The organism is Embleya scabrispora, from assembly GCF_002024165.1.
Lineage (GTDB): Bacteria > Actinomycetota > Actinomycetes > Streptomycetales > Streptomycetaceae > Embleya > Embleya scabrispora_A.
The window spans coordinates 3,180,721-3,196,822 of the sequence record NZ_MWQN01000001.1; the positions used below are offsets into that span (position 1 = coordinate 3,180,721).

Annotated in this window: 16 protein-coding genes, 2 tRNA genes and 1 pseudogene; 7 read left to right on the plus strand and 12 right to left on the minus strand. The window is 65.9% G+C overall.

Features of this window, described 5'->3' with window-relative positions; all coding sequences use genetic code 11:
* Positions 1–94: 94 nt before the first annotated feature.
* The 3 genes from B4N89_RS14110 (at position 95) to B4N89_RS14120 (ending at position 4,375) form a co-directional block, all read left to right on the plus strand.
* Entirely contained in the window at positions 95–2,323 is a 2,229-nt protein-coding gene (locus B4N89_RS14110; protein WP_078976189.1) for a (Fe-S)-binding protein, read from the plus strand.
* Positions 2,324–2,508: 185 nt separating this feature from the next.
* Complete coding sequence (locus B4N89_RS48980; RefSeq protein ID WP_143657957.1) at positions 2,509–3,468, plus strand: Yip1 family protein; 960 nt, start codon at positions 2,509–2,511, stop codon at positions 3,466–3,468.
* A gap of 304 nt (positions 3,469–3,772) precedes the next feature.
* On the plus strand, positions 3,773–4,375 hold the full coding sequence (locus B4N89_RS14120; RefSeq protein ID WP_078976192.1) for a bifunctional DNA primase/polymerase: 603 nt from the start codon (positions 3,773–3,775) through the stop codon (positions 4,373–4,375).
* Between the two features lie 32 nt (positions 4,376–4,407).
* Here the strand turns inward: B4N89_RS14120 and B4N89_RS14125 are convergent, their stop codons facing one another.
* Together B4N89_RS14125 and dcd are read right to left on the minus strand one after the other, a co-directional pair.
* On the minus strand, positions 4,408–4,905 hold the full coding sequence (locus B4N89_RS14125; RefSeq protein WP_078976193.1) for a phosphoribosyltransferase: 498 nt from the start codon (positions 4,903–4,905) through the stop codon (positions 4,408–4,410).
* Positions 4,906–5,029: 124 nt separating this feature from the next.
* Complete coding sequence (dcd, locus tag B4N89_RS14130) at positions 5,030–5,611, minus strand: dCTP deaminase (protein WP_020557430.1); 582 nt, start codon at positions 5,609–5,611, stop codon at positions 5,030–5,032.
* A gap of 137 nt (positions 5,612–5,748) precedes the next feature.
* On the opposite strand from dcd, the gene B4N89_RS14135 reads away from it, so the two are divergent.
* A tRNA-Gly gene (locus tag B4N89_RS14135) sits at positions 5,749–5,822 on the plus strand.
* A gap of 62 nt (positions 5,823–5,884) precedes the next feature.
* Here the strand turns inward: B4N89_RS14135 and B4N89_RS14140 are convergent.
* The 5 genes from B4N89_RS14140 to B4N89_RS14160 form a co-directional block, all read right to left on the minus strand.
* Positions 5,885–7,039, minus strand: a complete 1,155-nt coding sequence (locus tag B4N89_RS14140) for a tyrosine-type recombinase/integrase (protein WP_078976194.1) — start codon at positions 7,037–7,039, stop codon at positions 5,885–5,887.
* A complete protein-coding gene (locus B4N89_RS14145) occupies positions 7,039–7,254 on the minus strand; it encodes a helix-turn-helix domain-containing protein (protein ID WP_078976195.1) in 216 nt (71 codons plus the stop codon). Before B4N89_RS14145 ends, B4N89_RS14140 begins: the two co-directional genes overlap by 1 nt.
* A gap of 214 nt (positions 7,255–7,468) precedes the next feature.
* Positions 7,469–7,603 (minus strand): hypothetical protein, encoded by a 135-nt coding sequence (locus B4N89_RS52590; RefSeq protein ID WP_268812509.1) that lies wholly within the window; start codon positions 7,601–7,603, stop codon positions 7,469–7,471.
* Positions 7,604–7,788: 185 nt separating this feature from the next.
* Positions 7,789–8,031: a hypothetical protein gene (locus tag B4N89_RS14155; RefSeq protein WP_078976197.1), complete on the minus strand. Its 243-nt coding sequence runs from the start codon at positions 8,029–8,031 to the stop codon at positions 7,789–7,791.
* Complete coding sequence (locus tag B4N89_RS14160) at positions 8,024–8,515, minus strand: hypothetical protein (protein WP_143657958.1); 492 nt, start codon at positions 8,513–8,515, stop codon at positions 8,024–8,026. Before B4N89_RS14160 ends, B4N89_RS14155 begins: the two co-directional genes overlap by 8 nt.
* A gap of 214 nt (positions 8,516–8,729) precedes the next feature.
* Here B4N89_RS14160 and B4N89_RS14165 point away from each other — a divergent pair, with 214 nt between their 5' ends.
* Positions 8,730–10,109 carry a hypothetical protein gene (locus tag B4N89_RS14165; protein WP_078976199.1) on the plus strand — a complete coding sequence of 460 codons (1,380 nt, stop codon included), beginning with the start codon at positions 8,730–8,732 and terminating at the stop codon, positions 10,107–10,109.
* Positions 10,110–10,116: 7 nt separating this feature from the next.
* Here B4N89_RS14165 and B4N89_RS14170 read toward each other — a convergent pair whose 3' ends face one another.
* A complete protein-coding gene (locus B4N89_RS14170; protein ID WP_078976200.1) occupies positions 10,117–11,034 on the minus strand; it encodes an aminoglycoside phosphotransferase family protein in 918 nt (305 codons plus the stop codon).
* A 1,283-nt stretch (positions 11,035–12,317) separates the two neighbouring features.
* Here B4N89_RS14170 and B4N89_RS48985 point away from each other — a divergent pair.
* Both B4N89_RS48985 and B4N89_RS49490 read left to right on the plus strand, forming a co-directional pair.
* Complete coding sequence (locus B4N89_RS48985) at positions 12,318–13,652, plus strand: HEPN domain-containing protein (protein WP_143657959.1); 1,335 nt, start codon at positions 12,318–12,320, stop codon at positions 13,650–13,652.
* A 348-nt stretch (positions 13,653–14,000) separates the two neighbouring features.
* Positions 14,001–14,062: transfer RNA gene (locus B4N89_RS49490), tRNA-Val, on the plus strand.
* A 65-nt stretch (positions 14,063–14,127) separates the two neighbouring features.
* Here the strand turns inward: B4N89_RS49490 and B4N89_RS14180 are convergent.
* From B4N89_RS14180 to B4N89_RS52595, 4 genes and pseudogenes are all read right to left on the minus strand, one after another.
* Positions 14,128–14,634 (minus strand): tyrosine-type recombinase/integrase, encoded by a 507-nt coding sequence (locus tag B4N89_RS14180; protein WP_078976203.1) that lies wholly within the window; start codon positions 14,632–14,634, stop codon positions 14,128–14,130.
* Between the two features lie 90 nt (positions 14,635–14,724).
* Positions 14,725–14,922, minus strand: a complete 198-nt coding sequence (locus tag B4N89_RS14185) for a hypothetical protein (protein WP_078976204.1) — start codon at positions 14,920–14,922, stop codon at positions 14,725–14,727.
* Between the two features lie 299 nt (positions 14,923–15,221).
* Positions 15,222–15,439 (minus strand): annotated as a pseudogene (locus B4N89_RS14190) (helix-turn-helix domain-containing protein).
* 214 nt (positions 15,440–15,653) lie between these two features.
* Positions 15,654–15,788, minus strand: coding sequence for a hypothetical protein (locus B4N89_RS52595; RefSeq protein ID WP_268812510.1), 135 nt, complete (start codon positions 15,786–15,788; stop codon positions 15,654–15,656).
* Positions 15,789–16,102: the final 314 nt, after the last annotated feature.

The following is a 16,102-nucleotide window of genomic DNA, read 5'->3' on the forward strand; positions in this document are numbered from 1 at the left end:
TTAAGTTACCAGTGGGTAAGATGCCCGCACGGCCGTACGCTGTCGGCCGATACACGCCCCGGAAGGGACGTCCCACCGGAGGAGCCGAACGCCCATGCAGCTCGCAGCGATCGTGATCTCGCTGTTCATCAGCGTGATCGGGTTCGCCCTACTCGGGCGCACCGCCGCATACATCTACTCGTTCGTCAAACTCGGACAGCCCGTCCGCGGCCGGACCAACGCGGCCGGCAAGCGTCTGGGCACGATGCTGACCGAGACCGTCGGGCACACCCGGATGCTCCGCTGGGGCATCGTCGGCGCCGCGCACTGGTTCGTCATGGTCGGCTTCGGCGCGCTCATCCTGACCCTGGTCAACGCGTACGGGCAGCTCTTCTCGCCCGAGTTCGCGCTGTGGGGGCTCGGCCACTGGGACCCGTTCGAGGTCTTCACCGAGTTCATGGGCCTGATGACCGTGCTCGGCATCCTGGTGCTGATCGCGATTCGCCAGCTCAGCCACCCGCGACGGGCGGGCCGCAAGAGCCGGTTCGGCGGGTCCAACTTCGGCCAGGCGTACTTCGTCGAGTTCGTGGTCGGTTCGGTCGGCGTGTGCATCATGCTGCTGCGCGGGCTGGAGGGCGCGCTGGCCGGGGTGGACTCGTACGAGCCGGGCTACTGGGTCAGCTACCCGCTGGTCTCCGCGTTCGGCGGCCTCTCCGAGAACTCGCTGGAGAACCTGGTCTACCTGGTCGCCACGATCAAGATCGTCATCTCGATGACGTGGGCGATCACCATCGGCCTCACCCCCACCATGGGTGTCGCCTGGCACCGGTTCCTGGCGTTCTTCAACATCTACTTCAAGCGCAACGCCGACGGCACGGTCGCGCTGGGCGCGCTGCAGCCGATGACCTCCGGCGGCGAGCCGATCGACTTCGAGGACCCCGCCGACGACGCGGTGTTCGGCGTCAGTCAGATCGAGCACTTCTCCTGGAAGGGCCTGCTCGACTTCTCCACCTGTACCGAGTGCGGTCGGTGCCAGTCGCAGTGCCCGGCGTGGAACACCGGCAAGCCGCTGTCCCCCAAGCTGCTGATCATGTCGCTGCGCGAGCACGCCTACGCCAAGGCGCCGTACCTGCTCGCGGGCGGCGGCAAGGACGAAGAGGGCAACGAGAAGGCCACGCCCGAGCAGCTGGCCAAGGTCCCGGCGGCGGCGCTCGCCGAGGCCGAGCGGCCGCTGATCGGCACCGCCGAGGAGAACGGGGTCATCGACCCCGACGTGTTGTGGTCGTGCACCACGTGCGGCGCGTGTGTCGAGCAGTGCCCGGTCGACATCGAGCACGTGGACCACATCGTCGACATGCGCCGCTACCAGGTGCTGATCGAGAGCGCGTTCCCGTCCGAGGCGGCGACGATGCTCAAGGGCCTGGAGAACAAGGGCAACCCGTGGGGCGTGGCCACCAAGGCCCGGCTCGACTGGGTCAAGGAGCTGAAGAAGACCACCGGCATCGAGGTCCCGATCGTCGGCCAGGACATCGAGCCCGCCGAGCTGGAGTACCTGTACTGGGTCGGCTGCGCGGGTGCGCTGGCCGACGGCCCGAAGAAGACCACCAAGGCGTTCGCCGAGCTGCTCGACATCGCGGGCGTCAAGTACGGGATCCTCGGCAAGGAGGAGTCCTGCACGGGCGACTCGGCACGCCGACTGGGCTCCGAGGTGGTCTTCCAGATGCTCGCGGCGCAAAACGTCGAGACGCTGAACGCGGCCCTCGAGGACGCGCCGAAGAAGCGCATCGTCACCACCTGCCCGCACTGCTTCAACACGCTGGCGAACGAATACCCGCAGCTGGACGGGCACTTCGAGGTCATCCACCACACCCAGCTGCTCCAGCACCTGATCGACGAGGGCCGGCTGCTGCCGGTCGGGCCGGTCGACGGCCTGGTGACGTACCACGACCCGTGCTACCTCGGTCGGCACAACAAGGTCTACACGCCCCCGCGCGAGATCATCGCGAGGGTGCCGGGCCTGCGCAACGAGGAGATGCACCGGCACAAGGAGCGCGGCTTCTGCTGCGGCGCCGGCGGTGCGCGCATGTGGATGGAGGAGCGCATCGGCAAGCGCATCAACAACGAGCGCATGGACGAGGCGCTGTCGCTCAAGCCCGACATCGTCTCCACCGCGTGCCCGTTCTGCCTGGTGATGTTCACCGACTCGATCAACGCCAAGAAGCAGGCGGGCGAGGCGAAGGAGGAGCTCCAGGTGGTCGACGTGGCGCAACTGCTGCTCCAGTCGGTCAAGCAGCCGGAGCCGCCGGCCGAGGAGGGCGTCCTGGAGGACGCGGGGGCCAAGTAGCTTTTCCGGGGCGCGCTTCGGTGCGCTCGGTGTGCGGCGAGCGCCGTCGGTTCCCTTGGGGCCGGCGGCGTTCGGTTTTTGGGCGTTCAGTTTTGGGCGTTCGGTTTTGGGCGTTCGGTTTTGTGCCCGAATTACCACCGTCCCGCGACGACGGTGGGGGGTGTGGTGCCGGTACCGTCAGGGGTGTGACTGGCAATGGACCCTACGACCCGTACCGGCAACAGCCCCCGCCTGCCGGGCAGGGTTACCCACCACCTCAGTACGGCGGGGCTTACGGCGACGGGTACGGGCAGCAGCAGGGGCAGCCTGGGCAGCAGGGGTACGGGCATCCCGGGCAGCAGGGACAGCCCGGGTATGGGCAGCCTGGGCAGCAGGGGTACGGGCAGCAGCCGGTTCCGCCGCCTCCGCCGCCGTCGCAGGGTGGGCAGGGCGGATCGGGTGGGCCGGGGGGCTCGGGTTACGGGCCGCTGTCGCTGCCCGACGAGACGAGTCTGTACATCTACGGCGCGCCGCCGGAGGAGTACACGACGGTGACGCCGTCGGTACCTCCTCCGCACCAGCAGCCGCAGCAGTACCAGCCGCCGCCGTACGGCGGGCCGCCGAGGTACCTGCACTGGAAAGAAGTGCTGAGCGGGCTCGTGTTGCGGCCGCTGCGCACCATGAACGAGGTCCGCGACCAGGCGGTGTGGTGGCCGGCGCTGATCATGTCCGCGCTCGGCGGTGTGCTCGCGGTGCTGGCCAACGACGCGTCGCGCAAGGAGATCCTGCACTCGACGCTGAGCACGAGCGTGCCGGCGCTCGGCATCGTCGTGGTCATGGTGCCCGCGTTCTGCGCGCTGCTCGGTCTGGTCTCACATGCGCTGGCCACCCAGTTCGGCGGCAACGGCTCGCCGACGCCGTTCATCACGCTGTCGATGATCGTGGTCTGGATCGCGGACGCGCCGCGCCTGGCGGTCGCGATGTTCGCGCCGGACAAGAACTCGATCGTGACCGGCGTCGGGCTGCTCTCGTTCGTGCTGACGGCGTGGTTGTTGACGACGTTGATGATGCGCGTGCACGAGTTGGCGTGGCCGCGTGCGCTCGGGTGTGTGGCGGTCGAGTTGATTGCGCTGTTGTTGGTGTTGAAGCTGCCGCTGACGTCGTGACGTCGTGACGTCGTGACGTCGTGACGTCGGGGGGCTTAGGGCGGGGCGTGAGTCGGCGGCGCGGGGTCGTGGCCTTGTGGCCTCGTGCACCTGAGTTCGGGGCGGGTGCGGGGGCTGACGCCTGGTCAGGCCGGTGACGAAGCGTGCCGGCAGTGGACCAAGCGGACCGCAAGCGGCACGGTCGGGCCGCGTTGCGGATCTGTTCGGGGGCCGTTTCGGGCGGTGTACTCGTAGGAGTACCGGGAGTACACCTGCCGGACCACGACACTTCGCCGTGGTCGCGGTCGCGAGGAACGGAACGGACATGCTTGTGCGGCAACGCACCCGGGCTGCGCTCCAGGCCGCCGCCCTCTTCTACGTCGTGGATCGCGGTTGGCCCGTGCTGCCCGGCGCCTACGTCGAGGACGGCCGATGTTCGTGCGGCGACGCCGAATGCCCCGACCCGGGGGCGCACCCCGCCGCCGAACCGGGGCTGACCCGGGCCACCCGGTCGACGGACGACGTGTGGGAGTGGTGGAGCGGCAAGCCGTACACCGTCCTGCTGGCGAGCGGGCTGGAGTTCGACGTGCTGGACGCGCCGGCGCAGGTCGGCTACGCGGCGATCCGCCAGCTCGAACTGGTCGGCCTGCCGCTGGGGCCGGTGTTGCAGCTGCCGAGCGGGCGGTTGTTGTTCCTGGTCGATCCGGGTGCGCGCAACCTGTACTGGTACACGGTGGACCACAACGACACGGCCCGGTTCGACGTCCGGCACCACGCGGTCGGCCACTTCGTACCGGCTCCGCCCTCGTCCACGGCGTGCGGGGGGTGGACCCGATGGGCGGTGCCGCCGGACCCGGTCGAGCGGGGGCTGCCGGGGGCGGTGGACGTACTCGGGGCGTTGATGCGGTTCAGCACACAGGCCCGGTGACGCGGGCGACGTCGTCCCGCCCCGCTCGTCGCTCAGGCGTCGAGGATCTGGCCTTGGCGGGTGACCACGGGCGGCTCGACGGACCACGGGAAGTTGATCCAGTCGTCGGTGTGCTTCCACACGTATTCGCACTTCACCAGCGACTGCGGCTTCTCGTACACGACGGCGCAGCGCACCTCGGCCACATTGCCCTCGCAGAAGTCGCGGACCAGGAGCAGCGTCTTGCCGGTGTCGGCGACGTCGTCCGCGATGAGCACCTTCTTGTTCGAGAAGTCCACCACGTCGGGCACCGGCGCGAGCATGACGGGCATGTCCAGCGTGGTGCCGATCCCCGTGTAGAACTCGACGTTGACCAGGTGCAGGTTCTTCACATCGAGCGCATACGCCAGCGCGCCGGCCGCGAACACGCCGCCGCGGGCGATCGACAGGATGATGTCGGGCTCGTACCCGTCCGCCGCGACCTGCATGGCCAGCTCGCGCGTGGCCTGACCGAAGAGCGGCCAGGTGAGGTTTTCGCGCACGTCACTCATGTCCGGAGATGCCTATCTTCTGCTCGGGGGCGTCGGTCGCGGGGCGTGGTGTCGGAGTCGGGCCGAGGTCGGGATCGAGATCGGGTCGTCCTTGACGGTCGTCCAGACCACCCACCCATCCCTCCTAATCGCGGACGTTCGTGCGGTGGAAGTCCTTGAACGACCGGGAGGGGGTCGGCCCGCGCTGCCCCTGGTAGCGCGACCCGTACACCGAGGACCCATACGGAAACTCAGCCGGCGACGACAGCCGGAACATGCACAGCTGGCCGATCTTCATCCCCGGCCACAACTTGATCGGCAAGGTCGCGACGTTGGACAGCTCCAGCGTCACATGCCCGGAGAAGCCCGGGTCGATGAACCCGGCGGTCGAGTGCGTCAGCAGCCCGAGCCGCCCCAACGAACTCTTCCCCTCAAGCCGCGACGCGACATCGTCCGGCAACGACACGACCTCGTAGGTCGAACCGAGCGCGAACTCGCCCGGGTGCAGAATGAACGGTTCACCCTCCGGCGGCTCGATCATCCGCGTGAGATCGGGCTGCTCGACGGCGGGGTCGATGTGCGGGTACTTGTGGTTCTCGAAGACCCGAAAGAACCGGTCGAGTCGAACGTCCACACTCGACGGCTGAACCATGGCCGGCTCGTAGGGATCGATCCGAACCCGACCGCAGTCGATCTCCGCGCGAATGTCCTTGTCCGATAGAAGCACGGGCAAAGCGTAATCGCAGCTCCCCGGATCCACCCAAACGCTCCCGCACCGCTCCGCACCCACCGCCGGAACGATGCTGCGACCACACTCGACCATCCGGTAGAGTGACGGTGCAGCGCTCCAAGGAGTCCTGTGTTGCGGGCGTAGTTTAATGGTAGAACATGAGCTTCCCAAGCTTAGAACGCGAGTTCGATTCTCGTCGCCCGCTCCATATGTAAAGGCCCAGGTCACGGACATAATCCGTAACCTGGGCCTTCGCCGTTCCCAGGGCTCCTACGCCTCGCGTGCCAGATCCGTGCCAGATTGGGGATGATCTTGGGGCCGAGATTTCTTGATCCGCTTCGCGATCGAGTCCGCGATGGCTTGGTCCCGGCCAGCGCGAGCGTGTTGATAGATGAGCGCGGCGCGTGACGTCGACTGGCCCATGCGATCCATCAGCTCTCGGAGGGTGGCGCCGGTCTCGGCGGCGAGGACGTTCCCGGTATGACGTAGATCGTGGAAGTGGAGGTCAGTCACTCCGAGGTGATGGGTCCCGCGGCGCCATACCCGGGTGAAGTTGCAGCGACGCAGGGCTGCCCCCTTCGGACCGACGAAGAGCAAGCCGTCTTCTTCCTTCTCCGCGAACCACTCCACTTGCCGACGCAGGTCGAGGAGTATCGGCGCGGGGATGGTGACGGTGCGCTTGCCGGCGGCCGACTTCGGCGGTCCGGTGATGCGCTTGCCGTTGCTCATCTCGATTGCGGAGACGTCGATACGGATGGCGCCTGCGTCGAGATCCACGTGATCGCGACGGAGGGCCACGAGTTCGCCCCAGCGCAGGGAACCGAAGGCCGCAAGGAGGACGAGAGCCCGGTAGCGAGGCCCGACGCCATCCGCGAGGGTGAAGACCTGTTCGAGGGTGAGGATCGGCCGCTCCGGAGCCTTCTCGTCGCCGCCGCCCTTGATGCGGCAGGGGTTGCGGCGGATCAGGCCGTCGTCCACGGCGGTGTTCATGATCGCGCGCATGAGCCGGTACGCCTTGGCGGTGGTCGACAGGCCGACGCCGCCTTCCAGGCGAGTGGCGCGCCAGCGGCGTACGTCCGCCTCCTTGATAGTCGGGATGGCCGCCATGCCAAAGGTGGGCATCAGGTGCAGGCGAAGCAGGATGCTGTACAACTCACGCGTGCGCGGTCGGAGGTTCGGCCGCTCCTTGATCCAGGCGATGGCGAACGTACCGAAGACCAAGTCGCCGCGCGGGTCGATCCAGTCGCCGCGCCGCATCTCCGACTCGGTGTCGGTCAGCCACTCTTCGGCGGCCGTCTTGGTGGCAAAGGTCTTGTCAGCTGTCAGCAGTTGGCCATCCGGCCCGGGGTATCGCGCCTGCCACTTCTTGGACGGAAGTTGACGGACCGCCCCGAAACGACGGCGCCGCCCCTTGTTGTTGGCCATCAGGCCGCCTTTCCATGAGTTCTGCCAGGCTCCACGAGCCCAGCGCGAATGAAGGCGTCGACCGCGTCCGCCGGAATCCGGACATGGCGGCCGATCCGAATGAAGGTGATGCGTCGCTCTGCGATGAGGCGACGGACGAAGCGCTCGCCGACATTGAGCCGGTCGGCGGCTTGGGGGACGGTCAGGAGCCGTCCGGGAGTGCTCTTCTCGCTCACGGGAGCAAGTCCCCTCGCAGGTCTGGACTGGTCAGGTCGCGTCCTGTTGGGCCCGTCTGCGTGGGGACCTCGGCTCTGTTGTCTCGACACCGTTTGGGCGTTTGGTCGGTGCGAGCCGGCCTGTGGCGGCCGTTGCCGAATATCGGTCGGGTGGTGCGTTGGTCCGGCCGGGTGCGCGGGGGGCCGTTTTGCGCACCCGACCGGGGTGTGTGGGTCAGGCTGCTTCGTCGTGGGCGGCGAGGTGATCCAGCTCGGCACAAAGGCCGTTGGCGAGGAGCGCGGCCAGGCGGTGGACTGCGTCGGCGGGGACGGGGCCGAGGTTGACCAAGCCGTCACCGTGGACGTTCACTTCCGCCTTGAGCGCTCCGAAACCGTCGTCCAGACCGGCTGTTGTGAGGCGTTTGGCGAGTTCAGTCGTGGCGTTGTTCGCCGTGCGCTAGCCACGGACATAGGGGATGCCGGCGTCCAGGACCTCGGCAGGTGGTGCGCAGGTTCGAGCGTTGTCGGCTGCGGGGCGCATGGCGCTACCTCCTGTCAGGCGGGGTTCTTCTCTGCTGTGGCGAGGAGTTCGGCGAGCCTGGTAGCGGCTTCCGGCGTGGTGCGGCCGAGTTCGACGTAGCCGTGCCCGAAGGCGTTGACGTCGGCACGGAGGTAGGGGAAGTGCTCGGCGAGGCCGACGGCGATCAAAACGTCCCGTAGGGCAACGACGGCGGACCGCGCTTCGTACCAGGCCGTGGTGTCGATGGGCGACCAGGAGGCCGCGTCCGGTTCACTCATCGTCCGTTCCCTCGGCTGCAGCAGTCAGGTTGCGCAGCGCGATGAGGAGATAGACGGTGAGCACCGCGACCGCGTCGCGATTGAGGGTGGATTCCTCCGTGGGCTTGCTGAGCCACTGGTAGCGATCTCCGGCTTCGGCATCTCGGCCGGGGACCACCAGATACCCGCCTGTCGAGAGGTAGCGGTACGGCACCTCCCCTCGCAGAACCCTCAACGCGCCCGCGAAGAAGGGCTCCCCGACCGGCGCGATAAGGAAGGCGACCTTCCGCGCCTGGTGGTCGATGACGGACGGCGGAGCCAGGGAACCGAGACGCCGATACCAGTCGACCGCTTCGATGCCCAGCCGGTCCGCCACGATGACCGCGTCCACGACGTGGCCGGTCGCCCACAGCCGAGGCGCCCGGGGGTGTCCGGTCCCGGCCGAGGTGCCAAGGGCTGCGAGCAGCCAACCACCGGCGGATTCACTCGCCTGATGAAGCGTCATGTTCATCTCCCGAAGCCCGCCGGTCGTTCCGCCGGGCATCACCACGATGCGACGGCGGCACCGGTCCGAGGCAGACGGCAAGGGATGACAAGGGGTGACACGGCTTGTCACCTCAGCGCGTGTCAACGAGATCAACTCACTGCGATTCTTTGACGATGCTTCGTGTGCGCGAGCACGATGGCTGGATCTGGCTCCGTTTCCGGGGAGGCGATTCGTGGTGTCGGCCACCACGCCGTATCAAGCCAATCTCCTACGCGCGGCCCGAACTCACCTCGGCTGGAAAAAGCCCCGTCTCGTCTACGCCCTCCGCCAAGCCGCCGCGCAGGAGGGTCGCTCCCTAGCCACCGACACATCACTCCTGCGAAGCATCGCCCGCTGGGAGAACGGCCAGACCTACCCCGCCGACTACGTCGAACTGCTGGTGAAGGTCTACGGTCAGCCAGCACACCGACTCGGGTTGGCCGACGCCCCGGCCGCTCCAGAGGCCCCAGGCACGGTCTACCCCAGCACTCCCACGGACGGCATCGAAGCACTTGCAGCGCTGTGGCGTGCCGATCTCGCGCCTGATAGCGACATGCAAGCGCTGGCCCCGGACCCGACTGCCTGGAACGCGGCACCGCTGGCGTGGCTCGTTTCCGGGCAGCAAGAGCAGCTGCCGAATTCACGAACCCAAACACAGGTGGGGGTGTCGGACGTCGAAGCCGTCCGTGCAACGGTCGACGTTTACGCCGACTTGGACAACCGCTTCGGGGGAGGGCACGGCCGCCGAGCGTTGATCCAATACCTGGACGGCGACGTCGCCGAGTTGCTGACCGCGCGCAGCACGGAGCCCGTGGGCCGCGCTCTGTTCGGCACGGTCGCCGAAGCCACGCTCCTCGCCGGGTGGATGAGCTACGACAGCGGGCACCACGGCTTGGCCCAGCGCTACTTCATCCAGGCCCTCCGCTTGGCCCAGGCCGCCGCAGATCGCCGTCTCGCAGGAAGCGTCCTCTCCGCGATGAGCCATCAGGCCACCTACCTCGGCCGCTTCACCGAGGCAGCCAACTTGGCCCGCGCCGCCCAACTCGGTACAACAGGCCACGCAACGCCGACCCTGACCGCGCAGTTCCTCGCGATGGAGGCCCGAGCACTCTCCCGCGTCGGCGACCACGCCGGATGCCACACGGCCTTGACCCGGGCAACGACGATCTTCGAACGCACCAACCCGGGTGAAGACCCGGAGTGGATCGGCTACTTCGACCAGGCGGAGCTGTCCGCCGAGCTGGGCCACTGCTTCCGCGACATGCACCAGGCCCAGCAAGCCACCACATACGCGGAACTGTGTCTTGGCGGCACGGACGGCCGCTACGTCCGCAGCGACTTCTTCGCGACCATGGTCTTGGCGGAAGCCCACCTGACGGCCGGAGAACCCGAACTCGCCTGCCGCAGCGCCCTCACCGCGCTGAGGCTCGGACGGCAGCTCAAGTCCGCCCGATGCGTGACCTATCTATCCGAATTCCGCACAAAGTTGGCGGTGTTCGCAACCTCAGCTTCAGTTACCGAATTCCTGGAAGAGGCCGAGAGCCACCGCCTGTGGCAGCAGACCGCGAGTTGATCCGGCTTCAGAACGGCTTCCACCCGTGCCGGTCGGCACCGCTCCGCAGGTCCGACATACGCCGCTCGACCTCCGCCTTCACCGCAGCATCGCCGGCCATGTTCTGCGTCAGCCACACGGTCATCATCAGCTCACGCATGTCCGCCAGGACCGGGTAGCCGTACCAGTTCATGACGTCGAACCCATACGCGTGCACGAACGCCTCGTACTCGGCCCGCGTGTGCCACCCGTACCGCTCGTAGTACATCGCGGTCAGCACCAGGTCCCACTCACGTGGCCCGAGCGCGAACCCGTCCAGGTCGATGAGGACAGCCCGTCCCGCTTCGTCGACGAGCGCGTTCCCGACGTTCGCATCCCCGTGCACGAGCCCGAAGGGAAGCACGAACTCCAGAGCGTCGTACCGCTTACGCAGGTCCTCGGCCCGCTGCCGCAGAAACGCCCGGTCGTCATCGCCCAACGCCACCGCGGCATCGATCCGCCCCCAGGTCGCCGCCAACGGCTCCAGATACGGCACCCCCAGCGACTCCGGCTCCTCCAGCCAGTGCAACCGCCGCAGCAACTCGGCCAACGCGACCACACCAGCGAACCGCTCCTCGTCGGCCACCAGCTCCCAGAACGTCACCACCCGCCCATCCACCACAAGCGGTTGCCGAATCCTCGAAACGACGCGCACCGCTGGGAACCCCACATCGGCAAGCCACCGAGCAGCAGCAACAGTCCGCTCATGCTCATCGACCCGGTCCGCCGACCGAGCCACCCGCACCACAACCGGATCACCCAGTCGAAAGACAGCGTTCTCCCCAAGCCGCAGCAGAGCCGCCCCCTCAGCACTCAGCCCGGCCACGGCACACGCCGAGCCCAACACCTCCCGAGCACGCTCCACAGTGAACGCCCCACCGGCCCCAGACACCCCGCCATCCGCCATACCGCGAAGCTACCCGCATCCCACGCCCTGTCGATCCACCAACGGCGCCCAATCGACCATTGCCGAATTTGGCTCTACAGGATCAAGCGGCACGCGTCCCGCGCGCCGACGCCCGGTTGGGCTGGGGGCCGCGCCGGGCGTGCGGCGTGGCCGCCGGTCCCGGTGCGGCCCCCAGCCCAACCGGGCGCTCAGCGTCGGTCGGGTCCGCCGCGAGCGAGTCTTTACCTTCGCGCCGATCGGCGGGGACCCCTGCCGGAGCAAGGACAGAGGGCCGAGGGGGACCAAAACCGGGTGGGGATGCCTGCGGCCCCCCTCCGCCGGGCAGCGTACGGCCCCCTGACCATGCTCCGGCCCCGCCAATCAACGCGAAGGCAAACACTCACCCGCAGCTCAGCGCGACAGCTGCGTTCGCCCGGAACCCTTGCACCCCCGGGCTATTGGGTCTCCCCTCGGCCAGACGCCGAAGGCACCCATGTTTGTGAACGGCGCGCTTTGGCGCCGCTTGGCTGCGTGTGCTGACGTCTAGCTGCGCGTGAAGCGCACCCACGCCGTTCCCGATGAAGCCCCGCTGTGCCAGCAACAGGGCATTTTGCCGGCGAGTCAATGAGGAATTGCTTAGAATCGTGGCCACCGGATCTCGCGGAACTTTGCACATCTTCCGCTCAACGTCACTTGTGAAAACGAGGCTCAGGGTTGCAAGTTGATTCATTCACACAGGTTGCATCCGTCTTCTCGCCTGTAGCCGTCGCCGTGATCGCCGGGGTCTTCGCAGCACGCGCCAGTCGACGCCTACGGTCAGATGTCATCATGGCTCGCCTAGTGGCTGAAATTTCGGCCATCGAAAGCATGCCTGCTGGGACTACCGGCAGGTCCGAACTTGAGGCCCAAAGGCTCGCCACGATCCGGAGATACAAAGAGACCTGTCAACGAGAGGACACATTCAAGCGAGACGCAGCCGGATTAACTCTCGGACTTATTTTGGGTGGAGGTGGAATCGCCCTTGGAACATGGGCAGCCAGTCAAGGTGGACCTTATCTTTGGTGGTGGGCGCTAGCCTTCCCTGCGATCGTGCTGGGAGTCCCAGGATTCTTCCATGAACTTGCTGGAGGACGCAGCAGGAATCAGGTCGCCCCTACCCCTTCAACTCCGCCCACCAGTTCACAGCCCACGAACCCCTGAGCGGAGTTCACTCACAAGCCTATCGGCAAGCACCCTGGATTGCACTTACTCCTCCGAAAAAGCCAACCGTCTGATTTCAGCCCACTATCGATCTGGATGCGTTTATGGATAAATTGCTCTCGAATATCAGGGATGGAGTTATCGGCGAATTCAGAATTGTAAACCACAAGGGAGAGCCGAAGAATCACATCAATTATGGATATCTGGAAGGGACATCCGACGGTCTGTTGCAGCTGAGGGTGGTGGACACAGGAAAAATCTTCCCCTTGCCGGATGACGAAGAACGATTTCCTGAATCGATCATTGGCACAACCGAGTCAGGGCAAGTACTTCTGATGCACCCCACATGGCGCAATAGCACATATGCCGGAGGGCCCAGCATCTCAAACAGTCGATTCAGATTCAAGACTGTAATCTGTGGCCCTACCGGCCAATTGGCGAGAACTCCTACCTTTACAGCGGCGCGGGTATTCTTTCCGGGCATTGCCCGCTGGGCCGGACTGCGCACCTATGACGAGAAGATCGAGCAGCGCGCTGACGGCCGCATGTACGCAGTAAGTATCGAGCTCTTCTCTCCCCAGGAGACTTCGATTGAGATTTCACGAGGGATGCGAATCCACCTGTCCGGCCATTGGGAGTACTCGGGAGGAGATAGAAAAGAGATCTACGCTCCGGTGCAGATTGGATGCGAATCAGATTCACCATCCAATCTAACTGACCTGCTACGCCCTTTGTTGAGAATCCAAGATCTGCTAAATATAAAATTCAACTCATACGTGGCGGCAGATGGGGGGCAAGTCGTTCTTTCACATGGATCAGTCCCTGACAAGAAGCCAATACTATGGACGACTCCCCTGATGCACGGGCCACCAGGAACACGCCTTCGCGATGCCAACTCCAGTCCTGCGCTCCCGTTGCAGCAGATTGGTGGGCTACCGGGGATTCGACGATGGCTCAGGCTCTACGATACGCATCCGCGTTCGGTAAAAGCTGTAGTCGACCGGTTTCGGCGAGGCAATACATCCCCTGAAACGAGGCTACTTGAAACAGCAACCGGGCTAGAGTACTGGGTCTCATCTCACAAAAGACAAAAGGTTCAATGGGCCAAAACATCACCACAATCTCTGGCCGTTGCGCGCAATGTAGGAGTTCCATTTCGCGATTGGATTGGCGACGTCAAAGTTTGGTCCGATATTTTCTGGGATGCCTACAACGGACTCAAGCATAATGTCCGATACAACCCCGACCCAATCGACATTCACGTATTGGCCGAGAGCGGACAATTCTTGCTCACCGCCGCTTTGCTGAAACGAATCTCGCCGGACAATATAGCAATTCAGTCGCTTTTTGAGTCCAGACAGGCGTATGGCATTAGAGACGAGGTAAGAACGTTGATTCGGAACCCTCCGCCTAATATTCGCCAACCGAGGGGGAGATAATCCCTCTAAGGGAACCGCCAGACCAACCATCCTCCTGGGAGGCGAGACTGGCCCGGCTTGCGTACCAGAACGGCGCAATTCAAGGTCCTGATGAGCGCTCAGAGCATCAGCGAACGCGCGGGGCAGGTGGAGGCTGCCCAGGTCGCAGGCAGGACCACAAGCTTCCCCTCCAAGGCTTCTGAAGTCGCGAGCGCGCGCGGCAACGGCACTACAGGCCAGGAAGGCGTACTGCTCGCCGTGCCAGATGCGTGCCAGAACGGGTGGGAAATCGCGGTCAGCAGAGGGTACTGACGGGCTGTCGAGCCGGGTAGTACTGGCGAGGATGCGGGGCTGGTCAGGGCGCATTCACGGGCATCGCTGGAACGGCGCTTCACAAGCTTAGAACGCGAGTTCGATTCTCGTCGCCCGCTCGTTTGATGAAGGCCCAGGTCACGGACATGATCCGTAGCTTGGGCCTTCGTCGTCTCCGGAACCCCTACGCCCCGCGCCAGATCCGTGCCGGCTTGGCGATGATGTGATCCCGGGGCCGAGACTCCTTGATCCGCTTCGCGATCGGATCGGCGATGACTTGGTCCCAGCCGGCGCGAGCGTGCTGGTAGATGAGCGCAGCTCGCGACGTCGCCTGGCCCATGTGGTCCATCAGCTCACGGAGCGTGGCGCCGGTCTCGGCTGCGAGCACGTTGCCCGTGTGGCGCAGGCCGTGAAAGTGGAGATCGGTGACGCCGAGATGGCGTGTCCCGCGTCGCCACACCCGAGTGAAGTAGCAGAGGAGAGCGGCGCCCTTCGGGCCAACGAAGAGCAAGCCGTCCTCCTCCTTCTCTGCGAACCGCTCCACGTGCCGATGCAGATCGAGGAGGATCGGCGCGGGGATGGTGACGGTGCGTTTGCCGGCGGCCAACTTCGGCGGGTCCGTGATGCGCTCGCCGTTGCTCATCTCGATGGCGGAGACGTCGCTGCGGATGGTGCCCGCGTCGAGGTCCACGTGATCGCGGCGGAGGGCGGCGGCACACAACCGTCCACGAGCGTGAAGACCTGTTAGAGGGTGAGGATCGGCCGCTCCCGAGCCTTCTCGTCACCGCCACCCTTGATACGACAAGGGTTCCGGCGGATCAGACCGTCCGTCCGCGGCGGTGTTCATGATCGCGCGCATGAGGCGGTACACCTTGGCCGTGGTCGACAGCCCGAGGCCCCTTTCGAGCCGAGTGGCACGCCGGCGGCGTACGTCGGCCTCCTTGATCGCCGGAATGGCTGCTTTGCCGAAGGTGGGCATCAGGTGAAGGCGGAGCAGGATGCCGTACAGCTCACGTGTGCGCAGCCGGAGGTTTCGGCCGCTTCTTGGTCCAGGCCATGGTGAACGTACCGAAGACCATGTCGCCGCGCGGGTCGATCCAGTCGCGGCGTCTCATCTCTGACTCGGTGTCGGTCAGCCACTTTTCGGCTGCCGTCTTGGTGGTGAAGGTCTTGTCAGCGTCCGCAGTTGGCCATCCGGCCCGGGGTATCGCGCCTGCCACTTGTTGGGCGGTTGGCGGACCGCCCCGAAACGACGGCGCCGTCCCTTGCTGTTGGCCATCAGGCTCCCTTTCCATGAGTTCGGGCAGGTTCGACAAGACCGGTGCGAATGAAGGCGTCGACCGCGTCCGCGGAGATCCGGATGTGGCGGCCGATCCGAACGAAGGTGATGCGTCGCTCTGCAATGAGAGGCGACGGACGAAGCGCTCGCCGACGTTGAGCCGGTCGGCGGCTTGGGGGACGGTCAGGAGCCGTCCGAGAGTGCTCTTCTCGCTCATGGGAGCAAGTCCCTTCGCAGGTCCGGGCTGTCAGGTCACGTCCTGTTGGGGTCCGTCTGCGTGGGGACCTCGGCTCTGTTGTCTCGACACCGTTTGGGCGTTTGGTCGGTGCGAGCCGGCCTGTGGCGGCCGTTGCCGAATATCGGTCGGGTGGTGCGTTGGTCCGGCCGGGTGCGCGGGGAGCGCTCTGCGCACCCGACCGGGGTGTGTGGGGTCAGGCCGCTTCGTCGTGCGCGGCGAGGTGATCCAGCTCGGCGCAGAAGCCGTTGGCGAGGAGCGCCGCCAGGCGGTGGACTGCGCCGGCAGGGACGGGGCCGAGGTTGACCAAGCCGTCACCGTGGACGTTCACTTCCGCCTTGAGCGCTCGGAAATCGTCGCTCAGGCCGGCTGTTGTGAGGCGTTTGGCGAGTTCGGTCGTGGCGTTGTTCGCCGTGCGCAGCCACGGACGTAGAGGATGCCGGCGTGCAGAACCTCGGCTTGTGGCGCGCAGGTGGCGAGCCGGCGACGTGACCTTTGGCCGCGACCGGGGCGCGCTCGTTGCGTGGGACACCCGTTGGTGCTGCGCTCCGCAGCCGTTTCCGAAGCGAAGCCCGAAAACGTGTGGACCGCCGCGAATTGGCCTGTGAGGGTTTGGCGCATGGATCCCACTGCTGTGGAGCAGGC

Excerpts from the sequence above, each read along its gene's own strand:
- B4N89_RS14170 (WP_078976200.1), bottom strand. The coding sequence starts at position 11,034 with ATGGCGGATGGCGGGGTGTCTGGGGCCGGTGGGGCGTTCACTGTGGAG.
- B4N89_RS14110 (WP_078976189.1), top strand. The coding sequence starts at position 95 with ATGCAGCTCGCAGCGATCGTGATCTCGCTGTTCATCAGCGTGATCGGG.
- B4N89_RS14160 (WP_143657958.1), bottom strand. The coding sequence starts at position 8,515 with ATGACGCTTCATCAGGCGAGTGAATCCGCCGGTGGTTGGCTGCTCGCA.
- B4N89_RS48985 (WP_143657959.1), top strand. The coding sequence starts at position 12,318 with ATGGATAAATTGCTCTCGAATATCAGGGATGGAGTTATCGGCGAATTC.
- B4N89_RS14185 (WP_078976204.1), bottom strand. The coding sequence starts at position 14,922 with ATGCCCACCTTCGGCAAAGCAGCCATTCCGGCGATCAAGGAGGCCGAC.
- B4N89_RS14155 (WP_078976197.1), bottom strand. The coding sequence starts at position 8,031 with ATGAGTGAACCGGACGCGGCCTCCTGGTCGCCCATCGACACCACGGCC.
- B4N89_RS14140 (WP_078976194.1), bottom strand. The coding sequence starts at position 7,039 with ATGGCCAACAACAAGGGGCGGCGCCGTCGTTTCGGGGCGGTCCGTCAA.
- B4N89_RS14120 (WP_078976192.1), top strand. The coding sequence starts at position 3,773 with ATGCTTGTGCGGCAACGCACCCGGGCTGCGCTCCAGGCCGCCGCCCTC.
- B4N89_RS14125 (WP_078976193.1), bottom strand. The coding sequence starts at position 4,905 with ATGAGTGACGTGCGCGAAAACCTCACCTGGCCGCTCTTCGGTCAGGCC.